This is a genomic window from Collinsella sp. AF19-1LB (assembly GCF_003459655.1).
Lineage (GTDB): Bacteria > Actinomycetota > Coriobacteriia > Coriobacteriales > Coriobacteriaceae > Collinsella.
Genome location: NZ_QRWO01000024.1, coordinates 13095 through 31230, shown reverse-complemented (window position 1 = coordinate 31230; position 18136 = coordinate 13095). Strand labels below are relative to the sequence as shown.

Here is an 18136-nt window from a genome sequence, read left to right as displayed (position 1 = left end):
CTTCTCTACCAGATTCCCAGCACGTGCTGCATTCCCAAACTCATGCACGCAATGCCAATCCAGCAGCAAAAGCCCAGCGCGATGGGCTTGCCGCCCTTTTTGACCAGCTCGACGATATCGGTATTAAAGCCAATAGCCGCCATGGCCATCACGATAAAGAACTTCGACAGCTCCTTGATGGGCGCCGTGATGGACACGGGAAGCTGAAGCACCGTGGTGATTACGCTCGCCAGCACAAAGAACAGCACAAACATGGGAAACGCGCGTTTAAGCGAGAACGTGCTTTTGGCGTCGCCGCCGGCCTTGCGCGCCAGATGCATCTGCCAGCATGCGAGGACCAACGTGATGGGAATAATGGCCAGCGTCCTGGTGAGCTTGACCACCGTGGCGCTCTCGAGCACATTGGCGCCGGGATGCATGCTGTCCCAAGCGCTCGCTGCAGCCGTTACGGACGAGGTGTCGTTGATGGCGGTGCCGGCAAACAGGCCAAAGCCCTCGTTGGTCAGCCCGAGCATACCGCCGAGCGTCGGAAACACGAGCGCCGCGATAACGTTAAACAGGAAGATGACCGAAATAGCCTGGGCAATCTCGCGATCGTCGGCATCGATGACGGGCGCGGTCGCGGCGATGGCAGAACCGCCGCAAATTGACGAGCCCACGCCCACAAGCGTCGCGATCTTGCTCGGCACGTTCATAACGCGGCAGAGCACAAAGGCGATGACAAGCGAGGTCGAGATTGTCGCCACGATAATCGGTAGCGACTGGGCGCCCTTGGACAGAATCTGGGAGAGGTTCATGCCAAAGCCAAGCAGGATAACCGCGTACTGCAAGACTTTTTTAGACGTATAGGTGACACCGACGGCGAGCTGTTCGCGGCGATTCTTGGGAAAGACGAGCGCCAGAACCATGCCGAAGAGGATGGCGAATACCGGCCCACCGACCACCTCAATCTGTTTGCCGAGCAGCGTTGCGGGGATAGCGATGATCAGGCAGAACAAGACACCCTTCCAGCGCTCGCGTACGATATTCGCCAGTTGCATATGGGATTCCTTCTTTCTCTTTCACGTTTGCGACGGCTTATGATACGGCAACATTGAGCGCAGCCTTGCGTAAACAAAGACTAAGATGCCGCAATAGTTCTTGGGCAACAGCCGAATTACCCACCGCGGAAAGCTGATTCGCGGCATAATTAACAACTGACATATGAGTTTGATAGAACAGTTGCGAGGCGCTATGGAAGAATCGATGCACGTCGGCGAGCAGGAAACGAGCCTACAGGACCAGTCCTACCACACCATTCGACGCAAAATCGTCTACCTGGACTACAAGCCGGGCGAAAAGCTGGGCGTCAAGCAACTTTGCGACGACCTGGATATGGGGCGCACGCCCGTGCGCGAGGCTTTGGTTCGCTTGGCGCAGGAAGGCCTGGTGCGCACCGTGCCCCAGAGCGGCACCTACGTCTCACCCATCAACCTCACCCTTGCCGAGAGTGCCTGTTACATCCGCGAGCATCTGGAAAAGCAGGTGATTGTGGAGTGCTGTGCGCGCGCCACGTCGGCCGGCATCGAGCAGCTCGACCGCGCCATCGTGCTGCAGGAAAAGGCCATGGCCGAAGAGGATCGCATCGGCTTCTTTTTGAGCGACAACCTCATGCATCACATGATTTTTAGCATCGCATGTCGCAGCACCGTGTGGTCGTGGCTCGAAGAGACCAATGCCGACCTGGAGCGCTTCCGCTGGCTGCGCGCCGCCACGCAGGTTCTCGACAATCAGGACATCGTGAACGAGCACAAGCAGATTCGCCGCGCTATCGCCGGTCGCGACCCCATCGAAGCGAGCTTTTTGGTCAGCAAGCACCTGCACATGATGTTCCGCAACCAAACCGAGGTTCTGGACCAGTTCCCCGAGTACTTCGAGACCAGTAAGCTCCGCTAACCTGCCAAAACCACCACAAAGGGGACAGGCACCTTTGTGCTGGTTTCTCCGTACAAAAAGGCCCGGCTCCGTCTGATGACGCGGAGCCGGGCCTTGGTCGTTAGAACGGCGGAACCAACTACTCGACAGTAACGCTTTTCGCCAGGTTACGAGGTTGGTCAACGTCGCAACCGCGCAGGATGGCGACCTCGCGGGCGAGCAGCTGCAGCGGGACGCTCGCGGTGATGGGGCTGAACACGTCGCGGACGGCCGGCACGCGGATGATGCAATCGGCAATCTTGTTGATCTCCTCGTCACCCTCGGTGGCAACGACGATGACCTTGGCGCCACGCGCCTTGCACTCCATGAGGTTCGACACGGTCTTGTCGTAGGTGGCACTCTTGGTGGCCACAGCGATGACAGGGAAGCCCGGGTCGATCAGGGCAATGGGGCCGTGCTTCATCTCGCCAGCGGCGTAGGCCTCGGCATGCAGGTAGCTGACCTCCTTGAGCTTGAGTGCGCCCTCGTAGGAAATAGCGGCACCCATGCCACGGCCCACGAACAGCGCCGACTGCGCGTCCTTGCACAGCAGGGCGGCCTCATGAACGGCCTCGGTCTGGGTATCCAAAATCCACTGGATCTGCTCGGCCGTATCGGAAAGCTCGCGGAACAGCATGCGCGCCTGCTTGGTGGTCAGACGGTACTTAACCTGCGCCAGCAGCAGAGCCAGCAGCGTAAGGCTCACGACCTGACCGATAAAGCTCTTGGTCGAGGCGACCGCGATCTCCTTGTTGGCCTTGGTGTAGATGACGCCGTCGCTCTCACGCGCCACCGGGCTGCCCACCACGTTGGTGATGCCGAAGACCTTGGCGCCCTTGATGCGCGCGTCGCGAATGGCGGCAAGGGTATCGGCCGTCTCGCCCGACTGGGACACGGCAACGACGAGCGTCGTCGGCGTAATGATGGGATTGCGGTAACGGAACTCGCTGGCCGCCTCAACCTCGGTGGGGATGCGAGCCCAACCCTCGATAAGGTTCTTGGCGATGAGTCCGGCGTGGTAGCTGGTGCCGCAGGCGATCACGTAGACGCGGTCGATGTCGTTGAGCTCCTCGAGCGAAAGGCCCAGCTCGTCGATGTCGAGCTCGCCGGCCGGCGTCATACGACCGACCAGCGTGTCGCGCACAACGCGAGGCTGCTCGTGGATCTCCTTGAGCATAAAGTCGGGGTAGCCACCCTTTTCGGCCATGTCTAGGTCCCAGTCGATGTGGGTGACCTTGGGCTCGATAACGTTGCCGGCCTCGTCGGTGTACTCGACGCCCGCGGGCGTGAGCTTGGCAAACTGACCGTCTTCGAGCACCACGACATCGCGGGTGGCGTCGATGAGCGCGATGACATCGGAAGCAACATAGGAGCCGGTTTCGCCCACGCCGACTACGATCGGGGAATCCTTGCGGGCCACGGCGATCACGCCGGGCTCGTCAGCGCACACGGCGGCCAGACCATAGGCACCGACCACGTGGGTGCAAGCCTCGCGCACGGAGGCCATCAGGTCGTGCGTCTCAGCATAAGCCTCTTCGATCAGATGCGCGAAGACCTCGGTATCGGTCTCGCTCTTAAAGTGGTGGCCGCGGCCCTCCAGCTCTTCGCGCAGCTCGGCGAAGTTCTCGATGATGCCGTTGTGGACGATGGCGATACGACCGTCGCAGCTGGTGTGGGGGTGAGCGTTAACGACGGAGGGCTTGCCGTGGGTGGCCCAACGGGTGTGACCGATACCGCAGGTAGCGTCGCTGTCGATGTTGGAAAGCTCGCTCTCCAGGCCCGCAACCTTGCCCACGCGGCGGATGACGTCGAGGTGTGCCGCGGCGCCCTCGCCCACCTCGAGCGCAACGCCCGAGGAGTCATAGCCGCGATACTCCATGCGCTTAAGGCCTGTGACCAGTATGTTCTTTGCAATATCAGAGCCGGTGTAGCCGACAATTCCGCACATAGGATAAATCCCTTCGTTCGCGTGACTGCAAGACGTCCACGCACAGGGGGCGCTGAGACGTATAACGTTCGAGTATTGTACTCACGCAAGCGCAAGCTGATATACCAGAAGTGGTATCTCAACTTAGATACCACTCGATGCACACATGCCCAAACCACCACGATGGGGACAGGCACCTTTGTGGTGGTTTGGGCTCCAGCGTTTGCCCAGATAAAACCTACCAAAATAAACCTGTCCCTAATTGGCAGGTTTTGACACCCTAGGGGTGGGCGATGCTACAATCTGCCTTGTACTTGAAACGCATCAAAGGGGCCGCTATGGCAAAGGTAAAAATCAGCGACGTCGCGCGCGAGGCGGGGGTCTCGCTGGGCACGGTATCCAACGCGCTCAACCACCCCGAAAAGCTGCGCCCCGAGACCCTCAAGCTCATCAACGAGACCATCAATCGCCTTGGCTACCTGCCCAACCAAAGCGCTCGCCAGCTGGCCGGCGGCACCACTAAGTCCTTTGGCCTTGTCCTCCCCCGTCTCGACCACGGCTTTTCGCTCCAGATTGCCAGCGGTGCCCACAACGAGGCACGCAAGCACGGCTATGACTTGCTCATCGCCAATGCCGATAACGACGACATTCTCGAGGATCATTACCTGCGCTATTTTATGGGCACGCAGATGTCCGGCGTCATGGTTCAGCCCATGGCGTCCCCCGACTGGCACCCCGCCATGGCCAAGATGCCCGTGCCGATCGTCCATCTGGACATCCACTGCTCCGAGCCCGGTTATTACGTGGCTGCCGACAACGAGGCACAAGGCCGCATTATCGCCGAGCTCGCCGTTGCCCGTGGCGCACGCCATATCACCGTTGTGGGCAGAGCGGCATTTATGCAGCTCACCTTGCGCGTACTTGGCATCCACAAGGCCCTCGCCCTGCATCCCGATATCAAGATCGAAGTCATCGACGCCGGCGAATGGAATACCGCTGCCGACGGCTACAGCATCGGTGCCCAGCTTGCCGAGCGCCCTGATGACAAGCGCCCCGATTTTGTCATCGGCCTGACCGACGTATTGGCCTCGGGCGTTATCGCAGCGCTGACCGACAAAGGCATCTCCGTCCCCGAGCAGGTCCGCGTGGCCGGCTGCGACGGCAACCCCCTTGCATGGAGCGGATCGGTCCCGCTCACTACGGTAGCGCCCCCGGGCTACGAGATTGGCCGCAAGGGCGTTCAATTGCTCATAGAGCAAATCGAGGATAAACCTGCCGCCAAGACCAAACGAGTCCGCATCGGCTCCGCCGCGCGCACCGTCACCACGGTCACGGCCAGCGAGGACATTAACCGTCAGGAGCTCGTGCGTCCCTTCTTGCTCGAGCGCGTAAGCACCCAAAATGCCAAGCCGCACCCGACGGGCCAACCCATGGTCCCAACAACCGACATCAACCTAGGCGCCTACTTGTGACAAAAAAACGCCGCAACGGAAACAGGCCCGCTGCGGCGTTTTTTACTGGCCCCATGTGCCCTCCCCGTTTAGCCGGACCTGCGGCTACGGATATTTACGGAATGTAATCCATTTTTCATTAACTTTTTTGTTAAAATAGACTCAATTCCATATTTTTAGATATTTCCTATAAGTATTGATTTTGCTCCAGTTTTTTCTCGCCAAGAAAGGGGTTTCATGAATCTGATTGATCGCAAACAGTACCTCGACTGGCTCATTTCGTGGAAAGACTCGCACGTCATCAAGGTCGTTTCGGGCGTGCGAAGGTCCGGCAAATCAAAGCTATTCGAAATCTACCGTAGCTACCTGCGCGATCATGGAATCACAGGCGACCAGGTTATATCCCTCAACTTTGAAGACCTGGAGTTCGAGTCGCTTACGTCGTATAGAGCACTCTACGACTACATTTCCGCCAGACTCGTCCCCGATAAGATGAACTACGTTTTTCTGGACGAGATACAGCACGTCGAGCATTTCGAAAAAGCCGTCGACAGTCTTTTTATCAAGGACAATGTCGACCTCTACATAACCGGTTCCAACGCTTATCTGCTCTCGAGCGAGCTGGCAACTTTGCTCTCCGGCCGCTACGTAGAGCTCAAGATGCTGCCCCTATCCTTTAAAGAGTTTTGCTCGGCAAAAACCAATGACGGAAAGGCTCCCGCGCAGTTGTTTGACGAGTACATCACCCGGGGCTCTTTTCCCTTTATCGCCGAGACGGGTATTCAGGGACCCCAGGCGCGCGATTATCTTATGAGCCTCTACGATACCATCGTCATACGCGACGTTATCGAACGCCTGAAGGTCTCGGACGTCCCGACCCTGCGCGATATCACCAAGTTCCTACTCCATAGCATTGGAAACCGGATCTCGATTAAAAAAATCTCCGACACGCTCTCGTCCAACGGCAACAAAACCGACCAGAAAACCGTAGCCAAATACCTCAAAGGCTTAACAGACAGCCTTGTGCTGTACTTTGCTCCGCGCTATAACGTGCGCGGTCGGCAGCTTCTTTCAACAAACGGCAAATACTACGCCGTTGACCTTGGACTTAGAGGTGCTCTCGTCAAAACCCAAAGCAGCGATATCGGTCATATCCTCGAAAATGTTGTTTATCTCGAGCTCCTACGCCGTGGATACGACGTCTACGTGGGCGATATCGACGGCGGGGAAATCGATTTTGTTGCCCTAAAGTCAGACGAGACAGCCTATTTTCAGGTTTCAGCCACAACGCTCGACGAAACTACCCTCAATCGAGAGTTGGCCCCCTTTAAGAAAGTCCGAGACAACTACCCCAAGACGCTTCTTACGCTCGACACGCTGTTTGCGGACGCGAACTACGAAGGAGTCCGCAAGCGCAACGTGATCGACTGGCTCCTGGAGTAACTCATAGCGCCCAAAGCCCTCCGCCGACCCCTTGCCAAGGCTGCACCCTCGATCGTTTAAAGCAAAAAAGCCCCTTTTATTCCACCCTAGCCACCCTCCGGGTCCCTTCCGGGAGGGGCCCATCCAAATAAAACGACCTTATCCTTCGATACTCGCCTTAAGTCGCTGAACATGCATCAGCAGGTAGAGCGTCTCGTTCTCGCTGCATTCCCAGCCGTGCTCGGAAATAAAGTAGGCGAGAATATCTGCCGTACAGGCATACGACTCCGGATACGTCTCCTTCATAACGGGAAGCATCGTTCCAAAGCCGGCATCCGCGTCCTCCCCCAGCTTGATACGGTCGAGCAAAAATCTCACATGCATCGCAAAGCGCGCATAGGTAAAAGACGAGGTATCGAGAGCTCCGATGTGCCGCACCACGATCTCTGTCAGGTCCTCAAGCACGCGCGTCGCCTCGATCGTAGCCTCCATGTTGCTCTGCTCGGACTCGCCGTCGATCAGGTGCAGAGCAATGTTGGTGACCTCGGCCTCGGGAAGCGCAACCCCCAGGCGGCTCTTTGCGAGCGTGAGCGCACGGCGGGCGACGGCGACCTCGCGCGGATACAGACGCATCACGTCAAACGAAAGCGGCGTCTCGATCACCACGCCCTGGCTCACGCGCTGGCAGGCAAAATTGATATGGTCGGCGAGCGTCACGGGCGCGTTGGGGTTGAACTCCGTGTCGAGCTTGGCGCTCGCGTAATCGACGATATCGGCCGCAAGCAGCAGCACATCGGACGGAATATCCTTGAGCGCGGCAACCGACGCCCCGCCCACGCCGTAGAACGTGCGCTCGACGATCGAAAGGTCCTTAAGCTCATAAGGGGGCCTGCGGTAGGCGATGCCCTTGCCAAAGACAACAAGGTCCTGCCCGTCGTCATCGCGGGCAAGCGCGCAGTTGTTGTTGATCTTCTTGAGGATCCACATCGCCTATCCTTCCTTTCTGACCCACTGTACAACCTAGCACATGTGCTAGATGGATGCCGCCGCAGAGTAGCCTTCAAACACGGCATCCTTGATGACGCGCGCCCGGCGGCAGTCACCCACAAGATACGTTTGGGGCACCACGCCCGCAAGGCCCTCGGCAAGCGCGGTGCGCGGCCGCACGCCCGCAGCGATCACCACGTTGTCGCAGGCGAGCACGCACTCGGCCCCATCGGGCCCGCTCACGCACACGCCCTCATCGCCGATCGAGGTGCAAGAAGTGTTGAGCAGCACCTCGATGGCCTTGCCCTGCCTGTCAAACATCTGGCGGAGCGCAATCCTAAAGAGTGAGTTGCCCTGCGCCGCGAGCGCAGACCCCATCTCGACCACCTTGACCTCGTGCCCTTGCTCGGCAAGCTCGAGCGCCAGCTCGGCACCGATCGTGCCGCCGCCGACGACCACCACGCGCGAGCCGAGGTCCTCCACATGCTCGATAGCCTGGGCAAACCCCATAACGACGGGCGCATCGACACCCGGAACGGAAGGCACAAACGACTCGGCGCCCACGGCGACGATGAGCGCATCGGGCGCCATCTCCTCCACAAAGACACGGTCCACCTCGCACCCAAAGCGCACGTCAAGCTCACCCGCGCGCTCGAGCCCGGCAATCTTGTGCTCGAGATAGTGCAAGTAGCGAGCGATATCCTCCTTGTGGGATTCCTGGGCGATAAGCCTCACATTGCCGCCCACGCGATCGGCGCGCTCCGCGAGCACCACCTTGTGACCGCGCGCGCAGGCTGTGATCGCCGCCATGCAGCCGGCAGGGCCGGCACCCACCACGAGTACGCGCTTCGAAACCTCCGCGGGCTCCACCGTGCGCGGAACAAAATCCTCGTTGGCAAAGCGCGGGTTCACGCTGCAGCCCACGTTCCAGCGGTCCGTCGAAATGTGGTAGCACTGCAGACAGCGCAGGCACGGCACGATATCCTCGGCACGGTCGTCGCGTGCCTTGGCGGGCCACAGGGGGTCGGCGGCCAGGGCGCGCGCGAGCGCCACCATGTCGCAGGCGCCCTCGGCGATGGCGCGCTCCGCCTCCTCGGGCGTCTCGACGGAGCCCACGAGCGTCACGGGGACATCGACTGCCGCCTTGACGGCACGGGCGAGCTCCAGGTTGAGCAGATGCGGGTCGAGGTTAGTTGCCGAAGTGTGCACGTTGGCCTCGTGCTCGATATCGAGCCCGCAGGAGACCTGAATGCTTGTCACGTAGCGCTGGGCCTCGCGGCAAAACGCGATGACGTCGTCAAGCTCTATGCCGCCCGGCATCCACTCGTCAGCCGAGATGCGCATCTCCATGGCGAAGCGCGGCCCCACGGCCTCGCGGCAGGCGCTCAGCACCTGCAAGGGAAAGCGCATGCGATTTTCGATGGAGCCGCCGTACCCATCCGTGCGGTGGTTGAACAGCGGGCTTAAAAACTGCCCCATGAGCCAGCCGTGCCCAAAGTGCAAAAACACCATGTCAAAGCCCGCGCGGCGCGCATCAACGCACGCCTGCACCCAACATGCGGCCGTATGCTCCATCATGGCGGGCGTCATGGCGCGCACCTCGATGCCATCGGCGCGCACAAAGCCGTCTGGTCCCATGGCGTAGTCCACGGTGCGCGCATACTGACCCGCATGCGCAAGCTCGATACTTGCCGCCGCACCACCCGCGCGCGCCATGCGGGCGCGGGCCACCGTGGACTCGCGCTCGTACTTGGAGAATGCATACGGCTCATCGGCGCTCATCCACGACGAGCGCCCGGGCTCCACAATGGTGTGCCCGCAGATCACGACACCGGCGCCACCGCGGCAGCGATCCTCGTAATGCTCGCTCATGGGGTTTGCGACGATACGGTTCTGCACAAGCGTGTCGCCCAGCTTAATGGGAGAAAACAGATGTGGGTAGCTCATCTAGCAGCCCCCTTTCTCTTCAGAAACGACCATGACGGTAAGCGTGCCCTCTGTCTTTGACGAGAGGACCTCCGAGCCCCAGGGGGACTCGATGGCCGTCTCGACGCCCTCGGGCACCTCGACGGCAACCGTGACCGCGCCGTCCGCGCGCTTCCACTCCACGCGTGCCGCGCCCTTGCAGGTCTTCCACGTACAGGCAAAACTGTCCGTGGCGTGCGAAAGGTAGGGCTTGACCGTGAGCTTGTCGCAGCCCTGCGCGTCGCGCGCAACTAAAAGGCCACCCAGACCCTCGTAGAACCACTGGTCGTAGCTCGAGAACATGGCATGGTCGCACGAGGCCAAAGGATCGTCGAACATCTCGATAAGCGCCCCGTTGCCGTCGGCGAGCATTCCGAGTAGGCTCGGGTTCTCCTCGCGCAGCAGCCAGCGCTCAAGAAGCTCGCTGTAGCCATACTCCGCAAGCAGCCTAAAGGCAAACGAGGTACCGAAGATGCCCGTGGTGAGCACGCCACCTTCGGCCTTGATCGCACGCACCAGTGCGCCCACCAGCTCCGACTGGTCGCCCAGGCCGAGCTCCGCGGCAAACGCCCAAGACGTCTGGGTCCCGTCGCCAAACGATCCGTTCTCGTGCTTAAAGCGATCGATGATCCGGGGCCGCAGCTCTGCGGCGGCCGCAGCAAAGCGCTCGACATCGCAGCCTAAGCGCTCCCCCGCCTCGCACACAAGGCCGAGCGCCCAAAGGATTGCGCACCAGCCCACAAACTCCTTGTCGGGGCTGCCGCTCGAGAAGCCCTGCGCAATCAGGCTGCCGTGGTCGCCCAGGCAGTGCGGAGCGAGCTCTGCCGCATCAAAGCCGAGCAGGTAGTCGCCAAAGCGCTCGATGCCCGCCCACTCCCGCTCGAGCAGGTCGCGTCGCCCGCAGACACGATCTGCAACAAGCGCCAGATACGGGTAGGCGATCTGCCATATAAGCGGCCCCTCGCCATAGGCGGGCCCGTTGGAGCCGATACCCATGAACGGCGCCGTCTCGGGAAGGCCGCCTCGCTCCGTCTGATCGCGTGCAAAATCCGCAAGCGTCTTGTCGATGAGGCCCGCGACGTTAAACGAGAACGTCTGGGACGCGGCGAGGGCCACCATATCGCCGCCGTAGCCAAAGCGCTCGCGCGCGCAGTCCTCAAACAGGCCGTGGTTGTTGTTGAGCTTGGTGCGGATCGCAGCCTCGTGCAGCCGCTCAAAGCGCTCGCAGCCCAGCTCAAGCTTACCCACCTGCGCAAGGTCCGTATGCACATAGGTCGCCACCGCCTCGACGATGTCGGCAGCAGACGCGCCCGTCACGCTCACGTATCGGAACGAATGCCAGCAGAAGCGGTTCTCAAACTCGTTGACGCCCTCGTGGCAGAGCACCGAGTCGTGCTGCTCGGCCGGCTCGGGAGCGTCGGGACCGCCGGGACACACGCCGCGCGGAGTCTCCATGCCGGCATAGCCCGCAACCGCCGTCCCTGTATAAGGGCCGCCATCGCGCCAGGTCTCGGAATAGAGAAGCTCGATGCGCGCACCCGCGTGAGCCGCCACGCGCATACGCAAAAATCCGGCGACGACCTCGCCAAAGTCGACAACCGTCGCCCCCTCGTGCTCAAAGATCCGCACGGGCGCAATGCTTCCCGCGCGCACGCACGGGGCGACCGGCGTGAGCTCGACCGAGCGAGTATCGTCATATACCGTCACAGGGCACGGGCCTGCCGCGGGAGCACCCCCGCGCAGGTCAAACACCTCGCCCAGATACACGTTATTGAACAGGAGGTCGCCCTCGCGCACACTCCACGAGGCATCGGTGGCAACGAGCACCTTGCCCTCGCCGTCGACGAGCCGTGCGGCCACGCGGGGCGTGCCGACCTCGGTCAGGCGCTCGCGCAGGTTGTACTTGCCAAACAGGCGTAAGGGCGAGGGGTTAAAAAATCCGTTGCCGAGCTCGATCTGGATCTCGTTTTCACCCTCATGCAAAAGGCCCGCCACGTCGACCTTGTGCGCATAGACCTTTTTGGTAAAGTTGGTCCACCATCCGAGAAGCTCGGAGCCATCCGCGCGCTTACCGTTGATGCGCACGCGCGCATAGCCCAGCACCGCCAGCTCGAGCTCGGCCCGTGCGGGCACGCTTTCAAGCTCAAACGACCCCATGACCACATGGTTTCGATATGTTTCGCCAAAAAAAGCCGACTCGGGCTCGTAGCAAAACGGCGCGCCTGCGATCCAGCGCGCCCCGTCCAATAACGTATGCTCCATCCTGACCTCTCAAGAGATAAACAGAATGGCGGCCCGCCACGTGGAACCGCCATTCTGGCTGGGGTGTAATCTGTACCGACGATTATTTGTCGGCGCGCTTCTTGCCCAGGTAGCTACCGTCGTCGTGATAGGTCGCCATGGTAAAGACAAAGGCAACGACCATGATCACGGCAAGGGTGCCCAGGTAGAACACGATATTGCTCGTGTCGGCGCCCGAGGGATCCATAAAGGTGGGGATACCGAAGAGACCGGCGCTGCCCATGCTGAAGGCGTGGACGTTAAGCGCACCCATAACCAGGCCGGCTGCTGCGCTGAAGACGATGTTCTGAATAAAGAGGAACTTGCTGGGGAGCTGGATACCGTAGAGCAGCGGCTCGCCTACGCCAAAGAACTGCGAGATGGTGGCCGGGATGGCAACGTTGCGGGTCTTGTCGCTCTTGGTGCGCAGGATCACGGCCAGGCCCTGGGAGACGCCCACGAAGCCGCCGATGGAACCGGCTGCCATGAGCGGGTCGTAACCGAGCATAGCGATGTTGTTGAGCATGATGGGGATGATGGCCCAGTGCAGACCGAACATAACGAGCGTGGAGAACGCACCACCCACGACGAGACCGACCACAGCGCCGCCCACGACGGGGATGTTGATGAGGGTCTCGGTGATGAGGGTGAGGACGCCCGAAATCATGGAGGCCACGGGGCCGATCACAAGGTAGGTCGCGGGAGCCATGATGGCAAAGCAGAGGAACGGCACGGCCATGGAGCGGATGAGCTGCGGGACGGCCTTGTTGAGCGCGCCCTCGAGCTTAGAGGCGGCCCACACGGCGATAAGGATGGGGATAGCGCTCGAAGTGTAGCCGGCCGCCGGGAAGATGACGGGAATGCCGAAGAAGGTGTTGTAGTAGCTCATCTGGAAGGCGGTGCCCTCGAGGATGGTGCCTGCGACCTCGGCCGTGGAGCTCAGGTTGACCATGGCCGGATACACGAGCGCCGCGCCGAGCGCCATGCCCAGAAACTCGTTGCAGCCGAACTTCTTGGCCGCAGTGTAGCCCAAGATGATGGGCAGGAAGTAGAAGAAGCCGTCGGCAATGGAGTACCAGATCATGTAGGCACCGCTATCGGCGGTGAGCCAGCCCATGGCAATGCAGAGGGCGAGCAGGCCCTTGATCATACCTGCGGCAGCGAGGGGCATAAGCGTAGGCGCCATACAGCCCGACACCGTGTCCATCAGCATGTTAAAGACGTTGCGGCTCTTCTCGTCCTCGTCCTCGGCCGCATCGTCCTCAGCGACCGTGCCCACGCCCGGGACCTTGTACTCGCTCACGAGCTCCTCGTAGACATCGTCCACGGCAGCGCCGATAACGACCTGGTACTGGCCGCCGGCCTTCATGACCTGGATGACGCCGTCAAGGTTGCTGATCGTCTCGTCCTGGGCGATCTTCTCGTCTTTGAGCGTAAAACGCAGCCTCGTGATGCAGTGGCGCACGTTCTTGATATTTTCGATACCGCCGACCCCTTTGAGGATCTCGCCGGCGAGTTCATGGTACTGACCCATGTGCTTACCCTTTCCGTGGATAAACGTACATTTGAGGACCGAGGACGTGAGCTTGGCGCTCTCCACGCCCGCTAGGGCGCAGATCTCGCTGAGCTTCACGGCGCTTGCGTCTTTGACCCTGATCTGCACGCCGCCGTCAAGCTCGATCACCGAGCTCACGTTCGTGTCGCCGCCGACCAGGGCTTTGATGGTCTCGAGAACATCCATCGCAAACCGCCTCTCCTTAGGTCCCAATCCATAGGGCCGCTGCCGTGCACTGCATCGACCTCAAGAATAGCTGCACAAAAAAGACCGAGCCAGAGGACTCCTAGAGCCTCTGACCCGGTCATGCTTCCAAATGGAATAACAATCCCACTGACACCTTGTCTCCGGCGCAGCTTTTCTTTCTGGCTACACTATAGCCATTGCGATGAAACGTTTCAAATGACGTACCGGCAAACGGTGGCTTTTACGCGGCAAACGGTTGAAACCCGTCGTTCCCCTTCAAAAAAAATGGCCATTTCTGTTGATAAGAGGCCATTTTGGGCCTACTTAACGACAAAAATGGCCATTTTTGTTGGCTGGGCAGCTAAGGCTGCTGTGCGCAAGTGGACCTCCCGCATCAAAACAGGCGGGAGGTCCACCCAGCTGTGGCTATTAATCTAGCGGCAGACGATCTCGACGGGCACATTCAAAATCTTGGCGACCTTAAGAATCGTGTCGGTCTGGCTGCCCAGGCAGGCGGCCATGTGGTGAGTCGGGCCCGTCTCGTTCCAGCGATCCATGAACTCACGGGCGCCGATCGAGAACTTCATACGCATGTTGGTGTCACCGAAGGTAAAGATCGGGCCGTCGACGTTCTCGCCCTCGGCAACCACAAACTTGAAGTTGCCGTCGCCGTCCTGCGTGATGCCCAGGAAGGTGATGGTGCCGTGGCCGGGATAGAACTGGGTGAGGTAGCCGCCGCCGGTCTTGCCGTGGAACACGGGGACGACCTTGAGCGTCGGCTTCTTGGCGGTCGAGATGTCGGCATCGCCAGAGCCGGAGTGGCCGATGATGACGATGTCCTCGGGGAAGTCGATGGAGTACATCTCGGAAAGCTGGCCGGTGCCAGAGATGGTCTTAAGGATGCTCATGGCGATGGCGACCTTCATATCGCCCTCGACCGCGCAGCTCGTGCCCTGCTTGATGAGCATGGAGAACGCCGGAATGAGCATGGAGTCGAGCACGCCGGCCTGACCCTTGGCATAGCCATCGTAGTGGCTGGCGACCAGACCGATCTCCTCGTCCTTGACCCACTGCTCAAAGGCAACGACGTACTTGGCCATCTCCTGGATGGGCTCGTCGCTCACCTTGGCGCCGCCCTCGACGTCGAAGGTGTCGAGAATCTCGGCAGCCTTGGCGTCCACGGCGGCCTGGTCATCGATGTTGTCGGCGATGGCCCACATCTTCTCCCAGTCAAACTGCTTGGTGTAGAGACCCAGACGGTTGTAGAGGTTGGTTTCGTCGATGTAGAGGTCCATCATGCCCGGGTACGGACGGCCGATCTGGGCGATGGTGGTGCGACGCAGGCGACGACGCACCTGGGCGGCGCGGCACCACTGCTCGAGCTGCTCGGCCACAGCCGGGTCGCCGCCCTCGACAACGCCGGTCACAACAGCATGACGCTTGCCGGCACGGTTAAGGTCGGCCACGACCTCGCCGGGGGCGCCGCAGGCGTACAGGTCGCCCAGCCACGTGGGGATGTCGGTGTTAGCGTAGTCGGGCTGGGCCTTCTTCTGCACATTGACCACGACGACGGGCACATCCAGGTCGCGCACGACCGGCAACACGTTGTAGCTCGTGGCATAGGTGAGCATCTGCAGGATGACCAGGTCGACGTCCTCGGCGCGGAACTTGTCGCCAGCGACCTGGGCCTGCTCCTTGGTGGTCACCATGCCGCCGTCAACAAGCTCGACTGTCGTGGGCAGCGTGGCCTTAAAGTCCTCGTACTGCTGCTCGAAGTTGGGAACGAGCTGCGGAAACTGCGGAAGATAGGCACCGAGGGTGATAGAAAAGACGCCAACCTTGGCCTTGGTGTTAACGAGCATCTATATCCACCTTTCTTGCGCTAGTCAACAAATGCTTCGTTGATCTTGATACCAAAGTCGCGGCAGGTGTTCTTGAGGCCCTCGTCGCAAATCTTGTTGAGGAAGTCATCCGAACCACCGTTGGCAGCACGTGCGGCCAGGTAAATCTCGGCGGCCTTCTCGACGGTGTGCGCCAGGCCAAAGGTCGTATCGAAGTCAGGGCCGGCGGCAAACAGACCGTGGTGGGCCCAGACGATGGTGTCGTAGGTCTTCATGAGCTCGGAGCTCGCCTCGGCGATGGCCGGGCCACCCGGGACCATCCAGGGCACCACGCCCACGCCGGTCGGGAAGACGACGACGCACTCGGTCATCATCTGCCACAGGATGCGGGTGAAGGCACGGTCCTCCAGCGGCACCACAAAGGACATCTCGATGATGCCGGGGGTGTGGGCATGGTAAATCACGCGGTCGGCGCCATCGGTACGGGCGGCGGCGACACAGTGGTTCATGTAGTGGCTCTCGAACTCGCTGGTCGGACGGGCGCCGTTGGCAAGGCCCCACACAATGCGGAAGGCGTCACCGGTCTCGTTGATCTCGACGATGCCGATGTTGGCATGCGGACTCTCGAGAACATTGCGCATGTACTTACCCGAGCCGGTGCTCACAAAGTACTGGCCAGCAAGATTCTCACCGCGCACGCCCATCTTGACCCACTCGCGAGGCTCCTCAAAGAACGGCTTGGCCTCGGCGACCTCCTTGTCGGTCATACGGTAAGTGAGGTTGCCGCCGTTGCGCTCATGCCAGCCCTGCTTAAAGCCGTCATCGCACAAGCGGCAGAAGCCCTTGATAAACGCCAGATCTTCCATTGCCATTGTTTGTCTCCTCTCCGGGACCCGCAGGTCCAATTGAAAAACGTAGCAAGCCGATTGACGTCGGCGCGGAGTATGGTTTCGTGTAGGGCCTCCGCGCCGTATGTCATCGGAGAGAGCCGCTCGCGCCCGGCAGGAGTCGTTTGCCGCACGCGGGGCTGGGGGTAGTTGAAAGGTGAGTCGGGGCAGGCCCTGCCCTCGTTTAGGCCTGGGTGCCCTTGGGGTCGATGCGCTTGACATTGAAGGAGCGGGCAACGCAGGCACGGGCATCGGCCAGGTCGGCAAAATCGCCGCCGGCGATCATCTGAACGATAAAGTTGCCGATGCAGGTACCTTCGATGGGGCCGGCGAACACGGGGAGCCCGCAGGTATCGGCCGTCATCTGGTTGAGGTAGTAATCCTGGCAGCCGCCGCCCACGATGTTGATGCTCGTGTAGTCGTGGCCCGAAAGCTCACGCAAGCCCTCGATGGCCTTGGCATACGAGCGCGAAAGGCTGCAGTAGTTGGTACGCATGATCTCGCCCACGGTGTGCGGGATCGGCTCGCCGCCCTCGGCACAGGCCTGCTTAATCTCCTGGATCATGGAGTCGGGGGCCAGGAAACGGTCGTCGTCGACATCGACATACGCCTCGAAGGGCTCAGCCTCGCGGCAGAGCGTACGGAGCTCGTCAAAGCCAACCTTATGATCCATGAGAGCCTTGTGCGAGGTCTTGCCCTCGACATAGTCTACGCCGTTGATCTCGCGACGGACGGACTGGTTCATCCACAAGCCCATGATGTTCTTGAGGAAGCGATAGCGCTTGAGGTAGCCGCCCTCATTGGTAAAGTTCTGCTTGCGGGCGAACTCGCTGGTGATAGCGTGCTGGTTCTCAACGCCCAGCAGGCTCCACGTTCCGCTCGAGATGTAGACGGCGTTGTCATCCTTGGCGGGAACGGCCAGGAAGGCAGAGCCAGTGTCGTGCGTGGCAGGCAGCACCACGGTCGCGGAGTAACCGATCTTCTCGGAGATGTCGGCCGTGAGCTCGCCGAGCACGGCGCCGGGCATGGTCGGATCCAGGAAGATGCTCTGGGGAATACCAAAGCGCGAAAGGATCTCGGTGTCCCACGTGCACTTCTCGGCGTCGAGCATGCCGGTAGTGCTCGCGTTGGTGTACTCGTTGGCCTTGATGCCGGTCAGACGCCAGTTGAGATAGTCGGGGATCATCAAGAAGGTACGAGCTGCCTCGAGCTGCTCGGGATGCTCGTTCTTGAGGGCGAGCAGCTGATAGAGCGTGTTGAAAGGCTGACGCTGAATGCCGGTGCGGGCATAGACCTCGGCCGGATCCATAATTTGGTCGGCAACTTCGTAGATGCCGTCAGTGCGGGCATCGCGGTAGGCGACCGTATCACCGACGATCTTGTTGTGCTCATCGAGCAGCACGAAATCAACACCCCAGGTATCGATTCCGATGGTGGCCGGAGCCTGTCCGGTCTGATCCTTGACGGCGCGCAGGCCTGCGACAACATGGTCGAACAGAGCCTCAACGTCCCAGCAGTCGTGGCCGTCTACGCGCTTTTGCTCGTTATCGAAGCGGTAGACCTCCTGGTAGGACATCTTGCCGTCCTCGATCCAGCCGGCAAGAACGCGACCGCTCGAGGCACCGATATCGACCGCTGCGTACTGCTTGGACTCGATGCGACTCTCCATGTGCTCTCCCCTT

The 18136-nt window shown here is 60.6% G+C and carries 12 protein-coding genes; 3 read left to right on the top strand and 9 right to left on the bottom strand.

The features are described from left to right. Window positions 1-5: 5 nt before the first annotated feature. Complete coding sequence (locus DWX39_RS08010; RefSeq protein ID WP_117759250.1) at window positions 6-1040, bottom strand: YeiH family protein; 1035 nt, start codon at window positions 1038-1040, stop codon at window positions 6-8. A gap of 193 nt (window positions 1041-1233) precedes the next feature. Between DWX39_RS08010 and DWX39_RS08005 the strand changes: the two genes are divergently transcribed. Then, window positions 1234-1935, top strand: a complete 702-nt coding sequence (locus DWX39_RS08005; RefSeq protein WP_050766156.1) for a GntR family transcriptional regulator — start codon at window positions 1234-1236, stop codon at window positions 1933-1935. Between the two features lie 118 nt (window positions 1936-2053). On the opposite strand, the gene glmS is transcribed toward DWX39_RS08005, so the two are convergent. After that, on the bottom strand, window positions 2054-3901 hold the full coding sequence (gene glmS, locus DWX39_RS08000) for a glutamine--fructose-6-phosphate transaminase (isomerizing) (RefSeq protein WP_117582939.1): 1848 nt from the start codon (window positions 3899-3901) through the stop codon (window positions 2054-2056). A 317-nt stretch (window positions 3902-4218) separates the two neighbouring features. On the opposite strand from glmS, the gene DWX39_RS07995 reads away from it, so the two are divergent. Together DWX39_RS07995 and DWX39_RS07990 are read left to right on the top strand one after the other, a co-directional pair. Further along, the gene (locus DWX39_RS07995; RefSeq protein ID WP_233508907.1) at window positions 4219-5352 is read left to right on the top strand and encodes a LacI family DNA-binding transcriptional regulator; all 1134 of its coding nucleotides are present in this window, start codon (window positions 4219-4221) and stop codon (window positions 5350-5352) included. A gap of 216 nt (window positions 5353-5568) precedes the next feature. Next, window positions 5569-6774 carry an ATP-binding protein gene (locus DWX39_RS07990; protein WP_117759248.1) on the top strand — a complete coding sequence of 402 codons (1206 nt, stop codon included), beginning with the start codon at window positions 5569-5571 and terminating at the stop codon, window positions 6772-6774. A 138-nt stretch (window positions 6775-6912) separates the two neighbouring features. Here DWX39_RS07990 and DWX39_RS07985 read toward each other — a convergent pair whose 3' ends face one another. The 7 genes from DWX39_RS07985 to DWX39_RS07955 form a co-directional block, all read right to left on the bottom strand. After that, window positions 6913-7740: a PRD domain-containing protein gene (locus DWX39_RS07985; RefSeq protein WP_117759246.1), complete on the bottom strand. Its 828-nt coding sequence runs from the start codon at window positions 7738-7740 to the stop codon at window positions 6913-6915. Between the two features lie 45 nt (window positions 7741-7785). Next, a complete protein-coding gene (locus DWX39_RS07980) occupies window positions 7786-9687 on the bottom strand; it encodes an FAD-dependent oxidoreductase (RefSeq protein WP_117759244.1) in 1902 nt (633 codons plus the stop codon). Further along, the gene (locus DWX39_RS07975; RefSeq protein WP_117759242.1) at window positions 9688-11967 is read right to left on the bottom strand and encodes a family 78 glycoside hydrolase catalytic domain; all 2280 of its coding nucleotides are present in this window, start codon (window positions 11965-11967) and stop codon (window positions 9688-9690) included. An 82-nt stretch (window positions 11968-12049) separates the two neighbouring features. Further along, window positions 12050-13726 (bottom strand): PTS transporter subunit EIIC, encoded by a 1677-nt coding sequence (locus tag DWX39_RS07970; protein WP_117759240.1) that lies wholly within the window; start codon window positions 13724-13726, stop codon window positions 12050-12052. 434 nt (window positions 13727-14160) lie between these two features. Continuing rightward, complete coding sequence (locus tag DWX39_RS07965) at window positions 14161-15588, bottom strand: arabinose isomerase (protein WP_117759238.1); 1428 nt, start codon at window positions 15586-15588, stop codon at window positions 14161-14163. 20 nt (window positions 15589-15608) lie between these two features. Next, complete coding sequence (gene rhaD / locus DWX39_RS07960; protein WP_117759237.1) at window positions 15609-16439, bottom strand: rhamnulose-1-phosphate aldolase; 831 nt, start codon at window positions 16437-16439, stop codon at window positions 15609-15611. 199 nt (window positions 16440-16638) lie between these two features. Further along, window positions 16639-18123 (bottom strand): rhamnulokinase family protein, encoded by a 1485-nt coding sequence (locus DWX39_RS07955; RefSeq protein ID WP_117759235.1) that lies wholly within the window; start codon window positions 18121-18123, stop codon window positions 16639-16641. Window positions 18124-18136: the final 13 nt, after the last annotated feature.